The sequence below is a fragment of the Anaerotruncus massiliensis (ex Togo et al. 2026) genome, from assembly GCF_900199635.1.
Lineage (GTDB): Bacteria > Bacillota > Clostridia > Oscillospirales > Ruminococcaceae > Anaerotruncus > Anaerotruncus massiliensis.
On the sequence record NZ_LT962687.1, the window covers coordinates 743,010 to 761,402 of the forward strand.

Sequence of the window (18,393 nt, forward strand, 5' to 3'; positions counted from 1 at the left end):
GGCCCTGCCGTAAGCGATTTTTCTTTGGTTCTTTCTTTTTCAGGAAAAAAGAAAGAATGGGTGTAACACCGCCAAACCATGATTTCAAAGAGAGGTTGAAGGATATGTCCGGACATTCCAAATGGGCAAACATCAAACGCAAAAAGGAAAAGACCGACGGCGCGCGCGCGAAAATCTTTACGAAGATCGGGCGCGAGATCACCGTTGCGGCGCGCGAGGGCGGAGCCGACCCGGCGAACAACTCCAAGCTGGCGACGCTGATTGCGAAGGCGAAGGCGAACAACGTCCCGAACGACAACATCGAGCGCCTGCTCAAAAAGGCGGGGGACAGCAAGGAGGACTACGAGGAGATTACATACGAGGGCTACGGTCCTTCGGGTGTGGCGGTCATCGTGGAAACCCTCACCGACAACCGCAACCGCACGGCGGGCGATCTGCGCCACTACTTCGACAAATGCGGCGGCAACCTCGGCCAGAACGGGAGCGTCTCCTTCCTGTTTGAAAAGAAGGGCGTCATCGTCATCGACAACGAGGAGGGCAAATACGACGAGGAAAAGGTCATGGACGACTGCTTCGAGTGCGGGGCGGCCGACTATGACTACAGCTCCGACGACGTGATCGAGATCTACACCGAGCCCAACGACGTGGCGAAGGTGGCGGGCGCGCTCGAGCAGATGGGCTACACCTACGATTCCGCCGAGGTCGAGTACATTCCGATGACCAAGGTGAAGATCGACGACGAGGAGCTCGCCCAGAAGATGGAGAAGCTGCTCGACATGTTCGACGACAACGACGACGTGCAGAACGTCTACCACAATTGGGACCAGCCGGAGGAGCCCGACGAGGACTGACCGGCCAGGAGCGGAAATAATGAAACAGCGGGCGCGGCATCTGCCGCGCCCGCTTTTTTTGCGCGCCGGGAAGGAAAATTCAGGAGGCGGGAAAATCCCGGAATCCCCGGGCCTTTCCCGTGATTCGGCCAGATGCTGGGAACCGCCTTCCAGACTCTGGTTCGCGGCGCGAAATTAGGTGGAAAGCAACAAAAACGCGCCAAAAATTTCAGTGGAAATTATAGTTCCGGAACTTCCGTGCGTATGCCGAACTCCCGGAAAAAATGGGTATACTTATGGCAATCACGGAAGGAGAGAAGCATATGAGCAGTGTCAAACAACTGGAACAGGCGGAGGTCGACGGCTTCCTGAGGAACCTCTATCTCGAGGAGCGCAGCGAAAACACCGTCAGCAAATACCGCCGGGATATCGCGCGCTTCGGCCGGTTCCTGGCGGAGGGCCGGGCGCTGGACAGGGAGGCGGTGGTGGCCTACAAGCGCTATCTGGTCGGCGAGGGCTATAAGGCGTCCTCCGTCAATTCCATGCTGGCGGCCGTCAACGCCCTGTTGTCCTACCTGGGCCTTCCCGACTGCCGGGTGCGGCTGTTAAAAATCCAGCGTCAGGCGTTCCGGGACCGGTCTCGCGAATTGCAGAAGGCGGACTACCTGCGCCTGCTTGAGACCGCGCGCAGCCGGAAAAAGCCGCGCGCCGAGGCGCTGCTGCAAACCCTGTGCGGCGTCGGGATCCGCGTCAGCGAGCTGCCCTTCATCACGAAGGAGGCGGTGCTGGAGGGCCGGGCGGCCATCCGCTGCAAGGGGAAATGCCGGGTCGTACCCCTGCCCGACCGCCTCCGGCGCATCCTCCTGCGCTACTGCGGGGAGCGGGGGATCACGTCGGGCCCGGTCTTCGTCACCCGCAGCGGCAGGCCCATGCACCGGTCGACCGTCTGGCGCACGGTGAAAAGCCTCAGCGCGGACGCGAAGGTGCAGCCGCGAAAGGTCTATCCCCACAACCTGCGCCACCTGTTCGCCTGCACCTATTACCGGCAGAGCCGGGACATCGCCGGACTGGCGGCCCTTTTGGGCCACGCCAGCACCGAAACCACCCGGATCTACACGGCGACGAACGAGACGGAGTACGCCGGCCTCATCAACCGGCTGGGCCTTGTGCCCTGAGAAAAGGCCCGGAAAACAAAAAAGCAACATAATGCGTATTATGTTGCAGTTTTAAAACCTCGCTCTATTTTAGGCTACATAATCTTCCCTTATTATGCAACAAAATGGCAATCTTCGCAATAGGCGGCCCGGATTTTTCGCCGTTTGGGGCCGCCCGGGAGTATGCCGAAAATGCGCGTCAACGGTCCCTCGCCGCTGATGTGCTTTCGTGCAGGCCAAATACCCCTGACAGGCGCGCGTCCAAAGCCGGCGGAGCTGTTTTATGCCTGATATGACCATTTTTCGGCCCGGTTTGCAACATAATACGCATTATGTTGCAAACCGGGCCGTATTCCGGGGCCGGAGCTTTTCTTTTGCGAAAGGATGGAAGGTCATGAAAGTCAACTACGGCCAATTGGGGACCGAAGCGGAGATCGTCCTGATCCGCCTGAGCCGGGAGGCGGAGGGACAGCCCGCCGGGACGTTGAGCAACGTCTACCTCCCGGAGCCGGTGAGCTTCTACGGGCTCGGGGATCTCTTTTTGGAACTGGACGCGATCTACCGTTACCTCCGGTTTCCATGCGCGGACAGGGATGTCCGCTATTTCAGCAGCCGCCGCCAGCTCCAGGCGAACCGCCAGCCGGTTCCGCTGGACACGCTCCGGTATGAGCGGCGCCGGGAGCTGGAAACCACCATGCAGGAGCCGTACGATTTCGTCGTGCAGGTGATCTACCGGCAGAACGACAGCTGGCAGGGCTTTCTGACGTGGGTGGGCAGGAACGTGCGCGTCTCCTTCACCAGCGCGCTGCAATTGCTGCGGCTTCTCGCGGAGGCGATGGGGTGCGACGGGAAGGTGCAGGTCTTGGACGCCCAGCGGGACGCGGCGCTGGTCGCCGACTGGAGGCTGCAGCAGAATGCGGAGCGCGAGCGGCGCGCCCCGGAACCGGCGCCGTGGGGGGAGGACGCGGACGATTGAGCCGTCCGGGCACTTCTTTTCCATCGCGCGCGCGAAGGTGCTTCCGGCCCCTGTTTCCGCTGGAAAGTTTCGACAGTTCCCGCGCGGCGGCCAAATGCTGGAAACCCGCTCCCGAATGGGGCTTTGAGGGGATAAAACAGGCTAAATTCGACAAAAAGACGCCGAAAATTTCGGCGTCTTTTTTTTGCTGGAAAAGAAAAGCACTTGCATTTTTTATCTGCGGCAAGTATAATAAAGAGGTAAAAGTGGTGAAAAGTGGTTAAAAGTGGAGGAATCGCCACCCAAGTGGCGGACAAGCCCGGAGGGAGGTGATAAAATGCTCACAGGACAGTACACCCACAGCATCGACGCGAAAGGCCGGGTGAACTTCCCCGCGAAGCTGCGCGAGGAGCTGGGCGAGCGTTTTATCATCACGCGCGGGCTCGACAACTGCCTCTTCGTCTACTCGGTGGACGAGTGGGACCAGCTCGCGGCAAAGCTGCACGAGCTGCCCATCAGCAAATCCGCCCCCCTCAACCGGTTCTTCTTCGCGGGAGCCGCCGAGGCGGAGCCGGACAAGCAGGGCAGGGTGCTCCTGCCGGCGCACCTGCGGGAATACGCGGGGCTCGACCGGGACGTCACGATCGCGGGCGTCTCCAACCGCGCCGAGATCTGGGACAGCGAGCGCTGGGAGAAGCAGAACGAGCAGCTTACGGCCCAGTCCATCGCGACCGCGATGGACGAGCTGGGGTTCTAGGCGATGGCGGAATTTTCACACCGCCCCGTCCTGCTGGACGAGTGCATCGAGGGCCTGGCCATCCGCCCGGACGGCATCTATGTCGACGGGACGGCGGGCGGCGCGGGGCACTCCTCCGAAATCGCAAAGCGCCTGACCACCGGACGGCTGGTCGCGCTCGACAAGGACCCCGACGCGGTGAAGGCCGCCTCCGAACGGCTCGCGCCCTATCCCTGCGCCGTCGTCGTGCAGAGCGATTTTTCCCAGATGAACGGCGTGCTCGACCGGCTGGGGATCGACGGGGTGGACGGCATCCTGCTCGACCTGGGGGTCTCCTCCCACCAGCTCGACACCCCCGAGCGGGGCTTTTCCTACATGCACGACGCGCCGCTCGACATGCGCATGTCCCAGTCGGGGCTGAGCGCCTACGACGTGATCAACGGCTATGACTTCAAGGAACTGTGCCGGGTGTTCCGCGATTACGGCGAGGAGAAATTCGCGCCGATGATCGCTAAACATATTTTGCATACCAGAACGCAGCGCCCCATTGCCACTACCGGAGAACTGGCAACACTGATTAGCGCGTCGATCCCCGCAAGGGCGAGACGCGAGGGCGGGCATCCTGCAAAGCGCGTCTTTCAAGCGGTCCGAATTGAGGTAAACGGGGAACTCTCCAGCCTGTCTGTTTTTCTCGGCGAAACGTTTGAAAGACTCCGCTCCGGCGGGCGCATGGCAATCATCACCTTCCATTCGTTGGAAGACCGCATGGTCAAACAGCGGTATGCGGCGCTTTGCAGGGGCTGCACCTGTCCGCCGGACTTTCCGGTGTGCGTGTGCGGCAACCGGCCCAAAGGGAAACTCGTGAACAAAAAACCCATCGAGGCGGGGGAAACGGAGCTCGCGGCCAACAGCCGCAGCAAGAGCGCCAAGCTGCGCATCATTGAGAAACTATAGAAGGAGGGAAGGCGCCATGCAGACGCGATACGCCGGGAACGGCAGCGTTGCCTACGATCTGGACCGGTTCCAGCCAAAGCCGCGGATGCGGGTGAAAAGGCCGACCCTGGTCGTGGCGAACCCCGGCGTCAAGGCGCGTGCGCGCCGCCGGACGGCCACCGTGCTGGGCATTGTGGCGGCGGCCGCGGTGGTCGTGGGGATCGTGGTCACGATGCTTTACAGCCGCGCGGTGCTCACCGAGCTGAGCCAGCAGATCGCCCATCAGACCTCGCTGCTCGAAAAGGAGCAGAGCGAATACACCCGCCTGACGGCGGAACTGGACGCCAAAATTTCTCTGCGCAACGTTGAGGACTATGCCACGCAGACGCTCGGCATGTTCCCGGTGGACAAAAGCCAGGTCACCTACGTGGACCTGAGCGAGGGGGAAAAGATCGAACTGACAAGCGAATCGCCCAAGCAGTCGCTGTTCGACAAGGTCGAGCTGGCGATCATCAACGTCAAGGAACGGCTTGGCGAGGACTAAAACGGATGGCGCATCCATAAATATAGAGTGGCACGAAAAGCAAGAAGGATTGAGGGAGGGACCGCGTACCCGTCCGTACTTCTTGCTTTCCTCGCATTTTGCGCCCTTTTCGACGGCAATCCCGCCGGTTCGCGGGGCTGCGCGCCCGTAACTTTTGCAAAGGACTGGTATATTAAGATGGCAAAGCCTCCAACCTATCATATGAGAAGCCGGATGATCGTCGTACTGGTGGCGATGATCGTCTTCGGCTTCTGCGTCGTTCTGCACCAGCTCTTCAAGCTGCAGGTCGTCGAGGGCGAGGCCCTCCAGGCGCGCGCGCTCCAGCAGCAGCTGCGCAGCGAGCGCATCGGGGCCAAGCGCGGCACGATCTATGACACCAACGGCAACCCGCTCGCCAAGAGCGCGACCGTCTGGTCGGTGTGCGTCGCGCCGGGGCTGATCGACACCCCCGAAAAGGAGTCGGACGTCACCGCGGCGCTCGAGAAGTTTCTCGAGCTCGACAAGGAGTCGATCCAGAAGAAGCTCGCGCTCAAGGGCACCCTCTACCAGGTGGTCAAGACCAAGGTGGAGAAGCCGCAGGCGGATGAGCTGATGACCTTTGTCAGCGAGAACGGCCTCACGGGGCTCATCTTCCTCGAGCAGGACACCCGCCGCTACTATCCCTACGGCAACTTTGCTTCGGCGGTGCTCGGCTTTGCCAACGACGACAACCACGGCGCCTACGGGCTGGAGAGCTACTACGAAAAGGTGCTCGCCGGCACGCCGGGGCGCGTGGTCTCGATGAAGAACAGCCGCGGCGTCGACATGGACCTGCAATATTCGCAGGAGTACGCCGCCAAGGACGGGGACTCCCTCGTGCTGACGATCGACGAGACGATCCAGCACTTCCTCGAAAAGAACCTCGAGATCGCGCTGCCCGAGCACAAGGTGCGCAACCGGGTGACGGGCGTCGTCATGGACGTGAAGACGGGCGCGGTGCTCGCGATGGCCTCCAAGCCCGACTTCGACCCCAACAACCCCTACGAGATCCTCGACGACAAAAAGCGCGAGGAGCTCGAAAACCTCAAGACGGTCGCCACCAAGGAGCAGTACGACCAGGCGCTGCGGGAGGCATGGTACGCCCAGTGGCGCAACTACGCGATCTCCGACCCCTATGAGCCGGGCTCGGTCTTCAAGATCATCACCGCCTCGGGCGCGCTGGAATGCGGCGCGGTCACCCGGCAGTCGACCTTCTACTGCTCGGGCGCCACGACGGTCAACGGCACCCCCTACCACTGCTGGGTCTGGGCGAGCCGCGGCGAGGGCCACGGCCAGCAGGACCTCGAGCACGCGATCATGAACTCCTGCAACCCGGCGTTCATCGATATCGGCCAGCGCATGGGCGCGCAGAACTTCGCCGAATACTTCTCCAACTTCGGCCTCACCGAGAAGACGGGCATCGACCTGCCCGGCGAGGCGACGAGCATCTACCACGCGCGCTACACCATCAACGACCTCGCCTCCAGCTCCTTCGGCCAGACCTTCAAGGTCACGCCGATCCAGCTGATTACCGCCGCGAGCGCGGCGGTCAACGGCGGCAAGCTGATGCAGCCCTACATCGTCAAGCAGATCGTCGACGCGGAGGGCAACGTCATCTCCAACACCGAACCGGTCGTCAAGCGGCAGGTCGTCTCGGAGGACATCTCCAAGGAGATGCGCCTCATGCTCGAGCAGGTCGTCGCCAACGGCTCCGGCCGCCAGGCGCAGATCCCCGGCTACCGCGTGGGCGGCAAGACGGGCACCTCCGAGCAGCTCGACAGCCCCAAGCTCAAGTCGGAGGGCCGCACCCCGAACACCCTCTCCTTCTTCGGCTTCGCGCCGGTGGAGGATCCGCAGGTGGCCTGCCTCGTGCTGATCGACGACCCGGACATCTACAACGCCTACGGTTCCACCGTCGCGGCGCCGATCGTCGGCGCGGTGCTGGCGGACACCCTGCCCTACATGGGCATCGAGCCGCAGTACACCGAGGAGGAGCTCGCGAACGTCGCCACCAAGGCGGAATACCTCATCAACCTCGACCTGCACGACGCCCAGTACAAATGCCGCGTCAGCGGGCTGAAATACCGCGTCGTCGGAAACGGCACCAAGGTGCTCCGCCAGATCCCCGAGGCGGGCGAGACGATCCCCGAGGGCGGCACCATCGTCCTCTACACCGAGGAGGAGGGCGCGGGCGACCTCATCCCGGTGCCCGACGTGGTCGGCAAGACGGTCGAGGAGGCCAACCGCTCGATCGTGGGCGCGGGGCTCAACATCTCGATTTCGGGCGAGCAGATCGAGGGCACCCACCAGGTGGTGTCCTCCCAGACGCCCGCCGCGGGCGAGCAGGTGGAGGCCGGGACGGTCGTCACCATTCAGTGCGTTGAAAGCACCGCTCCCGTCACCGAATGACGGCCGGCATCTTTTCCTGAAAGGGGTCCACAACATGCTGCTTTCCAAGCTGCTCGAGGGAGTCGAATACGAGGGCTCCGTCAAGGACTGTGAAATAAAGGGCGTCACCTCCGATTCGCGTCAGGTGGAGCCGGGGATGCTCTTCGTGTGCATCCGCGGGACCCGCGCCGACGGGCACGGCTACGCGAAGGGCGCGGTCGAGGCGGGCGCGGCGGCGGTCGTGTGCGAGCGGGACCTGGGGCTTCAAAACCAGATCCTCTGCGCGGACACCCATCTCGCCTACGGCCTGCTCTGCGGCAACTGGTACGGCAACCCCGCGCGGCGGCTGAGCCTCATCGGCGTGACGGGCACCAACGGCAAGACGACGGTCACCTGCATGGTCAAGCACATTCTGGAAACCACTGGCGCCCGCGTGGGGCTCATCGGCACCATCCACAACGAGATTGACGACATCGTCCTGCCCGCCAAGCACACCACCCCCGACGCGCTCGCGCTGCACGGGATGCTTTCGCGCATGGCGGACGCGGGGTGCCGGTACGTTGTGATGGAGTGCTCCTCCCACGCGCTCGACCAGCAGCGGCTGGCGGGGCTCCGCTTCGAGGCGGCGGCCTTCACCAACCTGACGCAGGACCACCTCGATTACCACCACGACATGGAAAACTACTACCACGCCAAAAAGAAGCTCTTTTCGATGTGCGGCACCGCCGTCGTCAACGTCGACGACGCCTACGGCCAGCGGCTCGCGGAGGAGATTACCTGCCCGAAGATCACCTTCTCCACCCAGTCGGACGAGGCGGACTACACCGCCAAGGACATCCGCCCCGCGCCCGATTCCAGCCGGTTCATGCTGGTGGGGAAGGGGCAGATCGCGCGGGTGCGCCTGCCGATCCCGGGGGATTTCTCGGTCGCCAACGCGATGACCGCCGCGTGCAGCTGCATCGCGGCCGGGCTCACGGTGGAGGCGGCGGCCGCGGGGCTGTGCAGCTGCAAGGGCGTGGTCGGGCGCATCGAGGTGCTCCCGACCGGCACCCCCTACACCGTCATCCGCGACTATGCCCACAGCCCCGACGGGCTCGAAAAGATCATCACGACGATGCAGAAGTTCGCCGTGGGGCGGGTCGTGACCCTCTTCGGCTGCGCGGGCAACCGCGACCGGACCAAGCGCAAAAAGATGGCGGAGATCGTGGCGCGCCTCTCCGACTTTGTCATCCTCACGTCGGATAACCCGCGCGACGAGGACGAACTGCAGATCATCGAGGACGCGAAGCCCGGCCTGCTCGAGCACCCGGACACCCCGTATGAAATCATCCCCGACCGCTACGCGGCGATCGAGTGGGCGCTCGACCACGCACAGCCGGACGACGTGCTGATCTTGGCGGGCAAGGGCCACGAGGACTACCAGGTGCTGAAGGGGGAGACGATCTGCTTCGACGAAAAACAGATTGTGCTGGATCTGCTGGCAAGACGAAAGGGGTGACGCAATGGAACGCATGACGATCGATGAGATCGCGCGGGCGGTCGGCTGTCCCGGGAGCTATCCCGGCGCGGTCGACGTGATCTCGACCGACTCCCGGAGCCTGCCGGAGGGCTGCCTCTTCGTGGCGCTCGAGGGGGAGCGGTTCGACGGGCACGACTTCATCCCCGCCGCCCTGCGTTCGGGCGCCGCGGCGGCAGTCGCGCACGAGCGGCGCGACTACGGCCCCGGCACCGTGCTCTACGTGAAGAACACCCAGCGCGCGCTGATGGAGATCGCGAAGGCCTACCGCGCCAAATTCTCCATCCGCTGCGTGGGGGTCACCGGAAGCGTCGGCAAGACGACCACCAAGGAGATGATCGCCGACGTGCTCTCCTGCGCCTACCGGACCCTCAAGACGGAGGGCAACCTCAATAACGAGATCGGGCTCCCCAAGACCCTCTTCCGCCTCGACCGCACGACCGAGGCGGCCGTCGTCGAGATGGGGATGCAGGGGCTCGGGGAGATCGCGGCGCTGGCCGGCGTGGCAAGGCCGGACGTCGGCGTCATCACGAATATCGGCGTGAGCCATCTGGAGCGGCTCGGCTCCCGCGAAAACATCCTGAAAGCCAAGCTGGAGCTGGCCGACGCGCTGCCCGACGGCGCGCCGCTCCTCCTCTGCGGGGACAACGACCTGCTTTCGCGGGTGCGGATCCCCCGCCTCGACGTGCGCTTCTACGGCATTGAAAACCCCGCCTGCGGCCTGCGGGCGAAGGACCTCCGCGAGGGGGAGGGGGAGACCTCCTTCCTCCTCTGCGGCGAATTCGGCGAGCTGCCGGTGACGATCCCCTGCGCGGGGCGGCACAACGTCCTGAACGCGCTCGCGGCCTTTTCCGCCGGGCTGGCGCTGGATATCCCGCCCGAAAAATGCGCGGCGGCGCTGCGCGAATACATGCCCTCCGGCATGCGCCAGAAGGTGGTGCACTGGCGGGGGATCACGGTGGTGGAGGACTGCTACAACGCCTCCCCCGACTCGATGCGGGCCGCGCTCGAGACGCTGGCGGGCCATCCCTGCACGGGCAGGCGGATCGCGGTGCTCGGCGGGATGCTCGAGCTGGGCGCGATCTCGGAGCGGGCGCACCGGGAAATCGGGGCGTTCGCCGCCGAAAAGGGGATCGACCTGCTGCTTGCATACGGCGGCGATGCGTGCTATTATCGACAGGGCGCGTCGGAGGGGGGCATCCCCGTCGAGCTCTTTGGCGATAAGGAGGAGCTGCTCGCGCGCCTGCGGGAGGAGATCCGCCCGGGCGACGCCGTATGGGTCAAGGGAAGCCGCGGCATGCGCATGGAGGAGATCCTCGAAGGACTGTATAAGGGAGAAGTTGTGAATGAATAGCGGCATGACCCTCATCCTGATCACGCTGGTCGCGTTTGCCGTCACGGCCCTGCTGGGGTTCGTGATGATCCCCTTCCTGCACAAGCTCAAGTTCGGCCAGACGATCCTCGACATCGGCCCCGCCTGGCACAAGAAGAAGCAGGGCACCCCCACCATGGGCGGCGTCATGTTCATCATCGGCATCACGGCGGCGGTCGTGATCGGGGTCTCGACCCTCTGGCTTTCGCCCGCGGCGCAGGGATATCTTGGCGACCCGCGGGGTAATATAAAGCTGTTTGCGGGGGTCGCGATGGCGCTCGCGTTCGGCGCGGTGGGTTTTCTGGACGACTACATCAAGGTGGTCAAGCACCGCAACCTCGGGCTGACGGCGCGCCAGAAATACCTGATGCAGCTGGTCATCGGGGTCTTCTACCTCGTGATGCTCTACATCGCGGGGGACCGCTCGACGGCGGTCGCGGTGCCCTTTTTGGGCACGCTGGAGCTCGGGCCCTTCTACTACCTGCTGGCGATGATCATCATCACCGGCTTCGTCAACGCCGTCAACCTCACCGACGGCCTCGACGGGCTCTCCTCGTCGGTCACCTTCGTCTATGCGGTGGTCTTCCTCGTCATCGCGGGGATTCTCCAGTTCGGCCAGGCGAGCGTGATCGCCGCCGCTCTCGCGGGCGGCACGCTCGGCTTCCTCGTCTGGAACTTCTATCCCGCCAAGGTCTTCATGGGGGACACCGGTTCCCTCTTTTTGGGCGGCCTGGTGGTGGCGCTCGCCTTCCAGGTGGGGATGCCGCTGCTGCTCGTCTTCGCGGGGGTCGTCTTCTGGTGCGAGGCCTTTTCGGTCATCATCCAGGTTTGCTACTTTAAAGCCACCCACGGCAAACGGCTCTTCAAGATGAGCCCCATCCACCACCACTTCGAGATGTGCGGATGGAGCGAGGTGAAGATCGTCTCGGTCTTCGCCCTCGTGGGACTCCTCGGCGGCGCGCTGGCCGTCTGGTCGGTGCTCCTGCTGTGACGCGGGGCCCCGGCCGAAATCAATCCAACGGAAAAGAGGTGCTTGCCGATGGAAGCGGCACGGCCTGCGGGGAAAACCCGTAAAAAACGCATCCGGGCAGAGAAGGGCGGCATCGACCTGACCTTCATGTTCCTTGTGCTGATTCTGCTTGCGATCGGGCTGATCATGCTCTTTTCGGCGAGCTACGCGTCCGCCTACTACGAGACGGGCAACAGTTTCTATTACATTTCCCGCCAGCTGCTCTTCGCGATCGTCGGCATCATCGGGATGTTCGTCGTCGCCAACATCGACTACCACATCCTGCACCGGTTCGCCTTCCTCATCTACATCGGCACCGTCTTCCTGCTCATCCTCGTGCTCTTTGTCCATACCCGTGAGGACGCGCGCCGGTGGATCCCGCTCGGGTTTACGACCTTCCAGCCGTCCGAGCTCGCGAAGTTCGCCGTCGTGCTGATCTTCGCGCACCTCATCTCCACCAACTACGACAGGATGAAGGACCCCAAATACGGCGTCTGGCCGTTTTTGGCGCTGATGGGCATCGTGGTCCTGCTCATGCTGCTCGAACCGCACCTGTCCGGCACCATCCTCATCCTGTCGATCGGCATCATCATGATGTTCGTGGGCGGCACCGACCTGAAATGGTTCATGATCGGCGGCCTGCTGCTGGCGGCGGCGGTCGTCGTCATCGTATTAATACCGGGCGTCATCCCCTACGCGATGAGCCGCATCCAGCACTGGCGCGACCCGTGGATCGACCCGCAGGGCAAGGGCTTCCAGACGATCCAGTCGCTCTACGCGATCGGATCTGGCGGACTCATGGGCGTCGGGATCGGCAACTCCCGCCAGAAGCACCTCTATCTGCCCGAGCCGCAGAACGACTTCATCTTCTCGGTCGTGTGCGAGGAGCTCGGCTTCATCGGCGCGACGCTCATCATTCTCGTCTTCGTGCTGCTCATCTGGCGCGGCTATGTCATCGCGATGCGCTGCCGCGACCGGTTCGGCTCGATGCTCGCCATCGGCCTCACGACGCAGGTGGGCGTGCAGACGATTTTAAACATCGCCGTCGTCAGCAACACGATCCCCAACACGGGCATCAGCCTGCCCTTCTTCTCATCGGGAGGTACGGCGCTCGTCATGCTCCTGGCGGAGATGGGGGTCATCCTGTCCGTCTCCCGGCAGACCAACCTCGAGAAGGAGTAGCGGCGGCCTGCCCGGCCTTTGGCCGGAGCGGCTTCGCCGACGGCCGCTCAAAGGGGGCCCCGCCCCCTTTGGATCCCCCGCGAGGTGTCGCCTTGCGACCCGGCCCTGCGGGCCGGAACCTTAAGAGGAGCCTTCGGCGGAGGAATCATGGCGGCCTGCCCGGCCTTTGGCCGGAGCGGCTTCGCCGACGGCCGATCTCCGGCCCAAAAGCCGCCTGCGGCGGTTGGCCTCCGAAACGCGGCCTGCGGGCCGCAGTCAAAGGGGGCGGTACGCGCCACTTGTCCCTTCGGGACAAATGGTGTCCCCATTCGGGCTGTCGCTTCGCGACCCCTTTGGATCCCCCGCGAGGTGTCGCCTTGCGACCCGGCCCTGCGGGCCGGAACCTTAAGAGGAGCCTTCGGCGGAGGAGTCATGGCGGCCTGCGAGCCGTTCGAGGGGACGGGATATGGGATGATTGGGAGGGCTCTGACAACATGAGAATTCTGTTTGCGTGCGGCGGGACGGCGGGTCACATCAACCCCGCGATCGCCGTGGCCAACTTCATCAAGGCCCGCCATCCCGAGGCGGAGATCCTCTTTGCGGGCAACCCCAAGGGGATGGAGGCGCGCCTCGTCCCGAAGGCGGGCTTCGCCTTCGCGCCGATCGAGATCATGGGCTTCCAGAGGAAGCTCACCTGGTTCAACGTCAGGTACAACTTCCGCTCGGTGGGCTGCCTCATGCTCTCGTGGGGCCGCGCGAAAAAGCTCATCCGCGATTTTGCCCCCGACATGATCGTCGGCACGGGCGGCTATGTGAGCGGGCCGATCCTGCGGGAGGGGGCCAAGCTGGGGGTGAAGACGGTCACCCACGAGTCGAACGCCTTTCCCGGCGTGACGACCAAGGTGCTCGCGCGCACGGCGGATAAGGTGCTGATTTCGGTCGAGGAGGCCAAACGATACCTGCCGCGGGGCAGGGAATACATCGTGACCGGCAACCCGGTGCGGGAGGAGATTCTCTTTGCCGACCGGGAGAAGGCGCGCAAAAAGTTCGGCGTGGGGGACCGGGTGTGCATCGTCTCCTTCGGCGGAAGCCTCGGCGCCCGCCGGTTGAACGAGGCGGTCGCGGGGCTGATGGCGTGGGAGCAGAGGCGCGGCGGCGTCTTCCACATCCACGCGACCGGCTCGATCGAAAAGGACCGCTTCCCGCAGATGCTGGCCGCCGCCGGGGTGGACCCCTGCGCCCCCGGCCTCGACATCCGCACCTATATCGACGACATGCCCGACTGCCTCGCGGCGGCGGACCTCGTCATCTCCCGTTCGGGCGCGATGACCCTCTCCGAATTGGAGGCGAGCGGCACCGCGTCGGTGCTCATCCCCTCGCCGAACGTCGCGGAGAACCACCAGTACCACAACGCGATGGTGCTGGCGGAGCACGATGCGGCGGTGGTCATCGAGGAAAAGGACCTGACCCCCGAGCGGCTGAGCGGCCGGGTGGAGGAGCTCTGCCGGAACCCGCAGACCCTGCGGCGGCTGGGCCGCAACGCCCAGGCGATGGCGATCATCGACGCGAACGAACGCATCTATTCGGAAATCATGGCGCTTTACAAGGCGTAATTTTCGCCGGGGACGCGAAAGCGTCCCCTTTTACACGTATTTGCCCTTTCACCCGGCGGGACCATGCGGCATAGTATGGTTTTGCAAGGGCTTCCCGTACCCTTGCGAAAAGCGAAAGGGTGCGTGAAGATGCCGAAACTGCTAATTGAAGGTGAAAAAAGGCTGGAGGGTCGGTTGCGGGTCCACGGGGCGAAAAATTCCGTGTTGCCGATTTTGGCGGCGACATTGCTGTCGGGAGACTGTGTGATACATAACTGCCCCCGCCTGACGGATGTCGACGCCGCCTGCAACATCCTCCAGCATCTTGGTTCCGAAACGCGGCGCGAAGGGGACAGCATCCTCGTCGGGGCCGCCGATTCCTGTTGCTGCTGCATCCCAGACGAGCTGATGCGCCGGATGCGCTCGTCGATCGTCTTTCTCGGGGCGATCGTGGCCAAATGCGGCCACGCGCGCATTTCGCTTCCCGGCGGGTGCGAGCTCGGGCCCCGTCCCATCGATCTGCATCTGGCCGCGCTTGAAAAGCTCGGCGTCACGATCGAGGAGGACCACGGCTACCTCAACTGCGCGGTGAAGGACCGCCTGCGGGGCGCGAGCATTCCGCTGCCCTTCCCCAGCGTGGGCGCGACCGAAAACATCATGATCGCGGCCTCCCTCGCCGAGGGGGAGACGGTCATCAAAAACGCGGCGCGCGAGCCGGAGATTTCCGATCTGGCGGCCTTCCTCAACGCCTGCGGCGCCAGGGTGCGCACCACGCCGGACGGCGACCTGCACATCACCGGCGTCAAGTCCCTGCACCCCGCCGAGCACAGCGTCATCCCCGACCGGATCGCGGCGGCGACCTACCTGTCCGCGGCGGCCGTCACGGGGGGAGACGTGACGCTTGACGGCGTTTGCACCGAACACCTGGCGGCGGTGCTGCCCTATTTCGAGGAGATGGGCTGCCGGCTGAAAACCGCGCCGGAGGAGATCCGCCTGACCGCCGCGCGCCCGCTGCGCGCGATGAGCATGGTGCGCACGATGCCCTATCCGGGCTTCCCGACCGACGCGCAGTCCCCGCTGATGGCGGCGGCGTGCGTGGCGCAGGGGAGCAGCATCTTTGTGGAGAACATCTTCGAGAGCCGCTACAAGCATGTGCCCGAGCTCATCCGCATGGGCGCGGACATCAAGGTGGAGGGGCGCGTGGCGCTCGTCCACGGGGTGAAGGAGCTGCACAGCGCGACGGTGCACTGCACCGACCTGCGGGGCGGCGCGGCCATCGCGGTGGCGGCGCTGGCGGCCGCGGGGGAGACGGAGCTGTTGGACATCGGCCACATCGACCGCGGATATGAGAACTTCGAGGAGAACCTGCGCGGGATCGGCGCGGCGATCCGCAGGGTCCCCTGACGGGTGGGAAAATTTGCCCCGCCGCCGCGATTGCGCGAAACGCCTCCCGCGTGGTATAATAAGCACGTTTCCAGGCACCGCCGCCCGCGCCCGCGGGGGCGGGCACGCGGCTTTCCCTGCCGCGGCCGCATCCCGGCCGTGCGGCGGCCGCGCGGCCAAATCCGACGGCCGGCCCCTTTTGGGGCGGCCGCGGGAAGTGAAAATCAGGTCCCGCGCGGCGGTTCGACAGGATTTGCAGGCATCCGCGGCGGATACGCGGTATACTGGTATCCGGCCTGCCGGGGACTATGATACACGGAGGACGTCATGAAGCAGAAGCTCCTTTCATTCGGCGGCAGAACGCCCCGCGCGCCCGACCGGGCGCAGGCGGCGGCAGCCGCGGGCGCGCGCCGGCGCAGGAAGCGCACCGGCCGCCAGACGCTCTACTATCTGCTGATCCTGCTTGTCGCGGCGGCGGTCGTGGCCGTACTGTCGCTGACCGTCTTCTTCCGGATCGAAAAGCTCGAGGTCACCGGCGTCACCAAGTACGCCGCGGAGGAGATCCTCGAGGCCAGCGGCGTCAAGGTGGGGGACAACCTCTTCCGGGTGAACGCGCGCAGGGTGGAAAAGAAGCTTACCCAGCAGTTCCCCTATGTCGAGGGGGTGGCCCTCAGGCGGACGCTGCCCGCGACCCTCACCCTTGAGATCGCGCAGGCAAAGCCGCTCGGCGCGGTATCCACGGCGGCGGGCTACGTGGTCATCGGCAAGACGGGCCGTGTGCTGGAGATCGGCGCGGCGTCGGTGCCGCAGGACGTGATGACGGTCACGGGCATGTACCTCTACGACCCCAAGGTGGGCCAAAAGCTGGGCGAGGGCTACACCAAGGAGGAAACGGACGAGGCGGATAAGGAGGCGTACGGCTTCCTGCTGCTCTCCCGGCTGATGGACGCGGTCGAGGAGACCGATTTCGGCAAGGTCTCCCTCGTGGACTTCTCCAACCAGCTCGACATGATGCTCGTCTACGACAACCGCCTGCTGATCGACCTGGGCGGCGGCACCGAGCTGCCCTACAAGCTGCGCTTCGCGAAGAAGGTGATCGAGGACGAGCTGTCCGACACCTTCGAGGGCAGGCTGGACGTGTCGCTCGCGCCCACCACGAACGAGATCTACTCCTGGCCGGGGGACATCCGGCAGGAGCTGGAAAAACGGCGGCTCACCGCCGCCGCGCAGGCCGGGGAGGGGGACAAAAAGCCCACCGTCCATTCGGACAACCCCGACCTCGCGGTCATCCCGGGCACCGCGCCCTCGAGCGGCGCGGAGGCGGCGGGCTCCTCCTCGGAGGAGGCGGCGTCCTCGGCCTCGCCGCAGGACGACCTCTTTGCGACGATCCCGGGCACGGCCCCCTCGTCCGCGCCGGAGGAGTCCTCCGCGGCGCCGTCGGAAGCCGCTCCGGAAAGCTCCCCGCCGGCCTCTCCGGCGGCGTGAGGGAAATATTACATTTTGCCTTGCCGGGCGCGTTTGCTATTGATTTATCAGGCTGAATCTGATAAGATAATATTTAATAGTATATCGAATTGCGCGTTTGGATGATAAGGGACTTGCAGGATTCCATTTTATAGAATTGCACAGGGGGAACCGCGATGTTAATGAACTTCGACATGGCCAGTGACAGTGAGAACGTTGTCTCGATCAAGGTGGTCGGGGTCGGCGGCGGCGGCGGAAACGCCATCAACCGCATGGTGCAGTCGGGGATGAAGAGTGTGGAATTCATCTCGATCAATACCGATAACCAGGCGCTTCTGCGCTCGCATGCTACATACAAGCTGCACATCGGGGACAAGCTCACCCGCGGCAAGGGCGCGGGCGGCAACCCCGAAAAGGGCCAGCGGGCCGCCGAGGAGAGCCGCGACGAGATCGCCTCGGCGCTCAAGGGCACCGATATGGTCTTCATCACCGCAGGCATGGGCGGCGGCACCGGGACGGGCGGCGCGCCCGTCGTGGCGGAGGTCGCCCACGAGATGGGAATCCTCACCGTGGGCATCGTCACCAAGCCCTTCAACTTTGAGGGAAAGCACCGCATGGAGCAGGCGGAGATGGGCGTCACCGCGCTGCGCGAGCATGTGGACGCGCTGCTGGTCATCCCCAACGAGCGCCTCAAGCTGATCTCGGAGGAGAAGATCACCCTCCAGAACGCCTTCTCCGCGGCGGACGACGTGCTCAAGCAGGGCGTCCAGTCGATCTCCGACCTTGTGAACATCCCCGGCGTGGTCAACCTCGACTTCGCCGACGTGACCGCGATCATGAAGGACGCGGGCTACGCCCACATGGGCGTGGGCAGCGCCTCGGGCAAGGACAAGGCCCGCGCGGCCGCCGAAGCGGCGATCTCCTCCCCGCTCCTTGAAACCTCGATCAACGGCGCGAAGGGCGTGATCGTCAACATCACCGCCTCCCCCGACATCGACCTGGACGACATCGACGTCGCCTCCTCGATGATCCACGAGGCCGCGCATCCCGACGTCAACCTCATCTGGGGCGCGACCTTCGACGATTCGCTTCAGGATGAGATGAAGGTCACGGTGATCGCCACCGGCTTCGACAGCGACCGCAACTTCACCCTCCCCAACTACAGCTTCAGCAAAAAGACCGACGGCAAGGCGGAGCCCGGTGCTCCCGCGACCGAGGCCGGCGGGGACGACGACGATAATTTCTTCGACATTCTGTCAATATTCAATAACAAGAAGAACTGATCTGTAACAGGGAGTATTGCCGGATTGGCAATACTCCCTGTTTTCTCTGCAAAGA

The 18,393-nt window shown here is 64.2% G+C and carries 16 protein-coding genes; all 16 read left to right on the forward strand.

Features of this window, described 5'->3' with window-relative positions; all coding sequences use genetic code 11:
* Window positions 1-104: 104 nt before the first annotated feature.
* The 16 genes from C1A13_RS04130 (at window position 105) to ftsZ (ending at window position 18,338) form a co-directional block, all read left to right on the forward strand.
* Window positions 105-851: a YebC/PmpR family DNA-binding transcriptional regulator gene (locus C1A13_RS04130; RefSeq protein ID WP_101549376.1), complete on the forward strand. Its 747-nt coding sequence runs from the start codon at window positions 105-107 to the stop codon at window positions 849-851.
* 302 nt (window positions 852-1,153) lie between these two features.
* Window positions 1,154-2,005 (forward strand): tyrosine-type recombinase/integrase, encoded by an 852-nt coding sequence (locus tag C1A13_RS04135; protein ID WP_101549378.1) that lies wholly within the window; start codon window positions 1,154-1,156, stop codon window positions 2,003-2,005.
* A gap of 373 nt (window positions 2,006-2,378) precedes the next feature.
* Window positions 2,379-2,960 (forward strand): hypothetical protein, encoded by a 582-nt coding sequence (locus C1A13_RS04140; protein WP_101549380.1) that lies wholly within the window; start codon window positions 2,379-2,381, stop codon window positions 2,958-2,960.
* Entirely contained in the window at window positions 2,957-3,223 is a 267-nt protein-coding gene (locus C1A13_RS14615; protein ID WP_146021680.1) for a hypothetical protein, read from the forward strand. The genes C1A13_RS04140 and C1A13_RS14615 overlap by 4 nt, the downstream gene beginning before the upstream one ends.
* 53 nt (window positions 3,224-3,276) lie before the next feature.
* Window positions 3,277-3,696: a division/cell wall cluster transcriptional repressor MraZ gene (gene mraZ / locus C1A13_RS04145; RefSeq protein WP_101549382.1), complete on the forward strand. Its 420-nt coding sequence runs from the start codon at window positions 3,277-3,279 to the stop codon at window positions 3,694-3,696.
* Between the two features lie 3 nt (window positions 3,697-3,699).
* Entirely contained in the window at window positions 3,700-4,629 is a 930-nt protein-coding gene (gene rsmH, locus C1A13_RS04150; RefSeq protein WP_101549384.1) for a 16S rRNA (cytosine(1402)-N(4))-methyltransferase RsmH, read from the forward strand.
* Between the two features lie 16 nt (window positions 4,630-4,645).
* Window positions 4,646-5,152 carry a cell division protein FtsL gene (locus tag C1A13_RS04155; RefSeq protein WP_101549386.1) on the forward strand — a complete coding sequence of 169 codons (507 nt, stop codon included), beginning with the start codon at window positions 4,646-4,648 and terminating at the stop codon, window positions 5,150-5,152.
* Window positions 5,153-5,365: 213 nt separating this feature from the next.
* Window positions 5,366-7,579: a penicillin-binding transpeptidase domain-containing protein gene (locus C1A13_RS04160; RefSeq protein ID WP_172439159.1), complete on the forward strand. Its 2,214-nt coding sequence runs from the start codon at window positions 5,366-5,368 to the stop codon at window positions 7,577-7,579.
* Window positions 7,580-7,613: 34 nt separating this feature from the next.
* Window positions 7,614-9,056 (forward strand): UDP-N-acetylmuramoyl-L-alanyl-D-glutamate--2,6-diaminopimelate ligase, encoded by a 1,443-nt coding sequence (locus C1A13_RS04165; protein WP_101549388.1) that lies wholly within the window; start codon window positions 7,614-7,616, stop codon window positions 9,054-9,056.
* Between the two features lie 4 nt (window positions 9,057-9,060).
* Window positions 9,061-10,428 carry a UDP-N-acetylmuramoyl-tripeptide--D-alanyl-D-alanine ligase gene (locus C1A13_RS04170; RefSeq protein ID WP_101549391.1) on the forward strand — a complete coding sequence of 456 codons (1,368 nt, stop codon included), beginning with the start codon at window positions 9,061-9,063 and terminating at the stop codon, window positions 10,426-10,428.
* Window positions 10,421-11,437, forward strand: coding sequence for a phospho-N-acetylmuramoyl-pentapeptide-transferase (mraY, locus tag C1A13_RS04175; protein WP_101549393.1), 1,017 nt, complete (start codon window positions 10,421-10,423; stop codon window positions 11,435-11,437). The genes C1A13_RS04170 and mraY overlap by 8 nt, the downstream gene beginning before the upstream one ends.
* Window positions 11,438-11,485: 48 nt before the next feature.
* Window positions 11,486-12,637: a putative lipid II flippase FtsW gene (ftsW, locus tag C1A13_RS04180; protein ID WP_101549395.1), complete on the forward strand. Its 1,152-nt coding sequence runs from the start codon at window positions 11,486-11,488 to the stop codon at window positions 12,635-12,637.
* 473 nt (window positions 12,638-13,110) lie between these two features.
* The gene (locus tag C1A13_RS04185; RefSeq protein ID WP_101549397.1) at window positions 13,111-14,229 is read left to right on the forward strand and encodes a UDP-N-acetylglucosamine--N-acetylmuramyl-(pentapeptide) pyrophosphoryl-undecaprenol N-acetylglucosamine transferase; all 1,119 of its coding nucleotides are present in this window, start codon (window positions 13,111-13,113) and stop codon (window positions 14,227-14,229) included.
* Window positions 14,230-14,358: 129 nt separating this feature from the next.
* A complete protein-coding gene (gene murA, locus C1A13_RS04190) occupies window positions 14,359-15,612 on the forward strand; it encodes a UDP-N-acetylglucosamine 1-carboxyvinyltransferase (RefSeq protein WP_101549399.1) in 1,254 nt (417 codons plus the stop codon).
* Window positions 15,613-15,918: 306 nt separating this feature from the next.
* Window positions 15,919-17,076 carry a cell division protein FtsQ/DivIB gene (locus C1A13_RS04195; RefSeq protein ID WP_101549401.1) on the forward strand — a complete coding sequence of 386 codons (1,158 nt, stop codon included), beginning with the start codon at window positions 15,919-15,921 and terminating at the stop codon, window positions 17,074-17,076.
* A gap of 155 nt (window positions 17,077-17,231) precedes the next feature.
* Entirely contained in the window at window positions 17,232-18,338 is a 1,107-nt protein-coding gene (gene ftsZ, locus C1A13_RS04200; RefSeq protein WP_101549402.1) for a cell division protein FtsZ, read from the forward strand.
* Window positions 18,339-18,393 lie beyond the last annotated feature (55 nt).

Excerpts from the sequence above, each read along its gene's own strand:
- C1A13_RS04135 (WP_101549378.1), top strand. The coding sequence starts at position 1,154 with ATGAGCAGTGTCAAACAACTGGAACAGGCGGAGGTCGACGGCTTCCTG.
- ftsZ (WP_101549402.1), top strand. The coding sequence starts at position 17,232 with ATGTTAATGAACTTCGACATGGCCAGTGACAGTGAGAACGTTGTCTCG.
- C1A13_RS04160 (WP_172439159.1), top strand. The coding sequence starts at position 5,366 with ATGATCGTCGTACTGGTGGCGATGATCGTCTTCGGCTTCTGCGTCGTT.
- C1A13_RS04195 (WP_101549401.1), top strand. The coding sequence starts at position 15,919 with ATGAAGCAGAAGCTCCTTTCATTCGGCGGCAGAACGCCCCGCGCGCCC.
- C1A13_RS04170 (WP_101549391.1), top strand. The coding sequence starts at position 9,061 with ATGGAACGCATGACGATCGATGAGATCGCGCGGGCGGTCGGCTGTCCC.
- C1A13_RS04155 (WP_101549386.1), top strand. The coding sequence starts at position 4,646 with ATGCAGACGCGATACGCCGGGAACGGCAGCGTTGCCTACGATCTGGAC.
- C1A13_RS04165 (WP_101549388.1), top strand. The coding sequence starts at position 7,614 with ATGCTGCTTTCCAAGCTGCTCGAGGGAGTCGAATACGAGGGCTCCGTC.
- C1A13_RS04130 (WP_101549376.1), top strand. The coding sequence starts at position 105 with ATGTCCGGACATTCCAAATGGGCAAACATCAAACGCAAAAAGGAAAAG.
- murA (WP_101549399.1), top strand. The coding sequence starts at position 14,359 with ATGCCGAAACTGCTAATTGAAGGTGAAAAAAGGCTGGAGGGTCGGTTG.
- mraY (WP_101549393.1), top strand. The coding sequence starts at position 10,421 with ATGAATAGCGGCATGACCCTCATCCTGATCACGCTGGTCGCGTTTGCC.
- mraZ (WP_101549382.1), top strand. The coding sequence starts at position 3,277 with ATGCTCACAGGACAGTACACCCACAGCATCGACGCGAAAGGCCGGGTG.
- C1A13_RS04140 (WP_101549380.1), top strand. The coding sequence starts at position 2,379 with ATGAAAGTCAACTACGGCCAATTGGGGACCGAAGCGGAGATCGTCCTG.
- ftsW (WP_101549395.1), top strand. The coding sequence starts at position 11,486 with ATGGAAGCGGCACGGCCTGCGGGGAAAACCCGTAAAAAACGCATCCGG.
- C1A13_RS04185 (WP_101549397.1), top strand. The coding sequence starts at position 13,111 with ATGAGAATTCTGTTTGCGTGCGGCGGGACGGCGGGTCACATCAACCCC.
- rsmH (WP_101549384.1), top strand. The coding sequence starts at position 3,700 with ATGGCGGAATTTTCACACCGCCCCGTCCTGCTGGACGAGTGCATCGAG.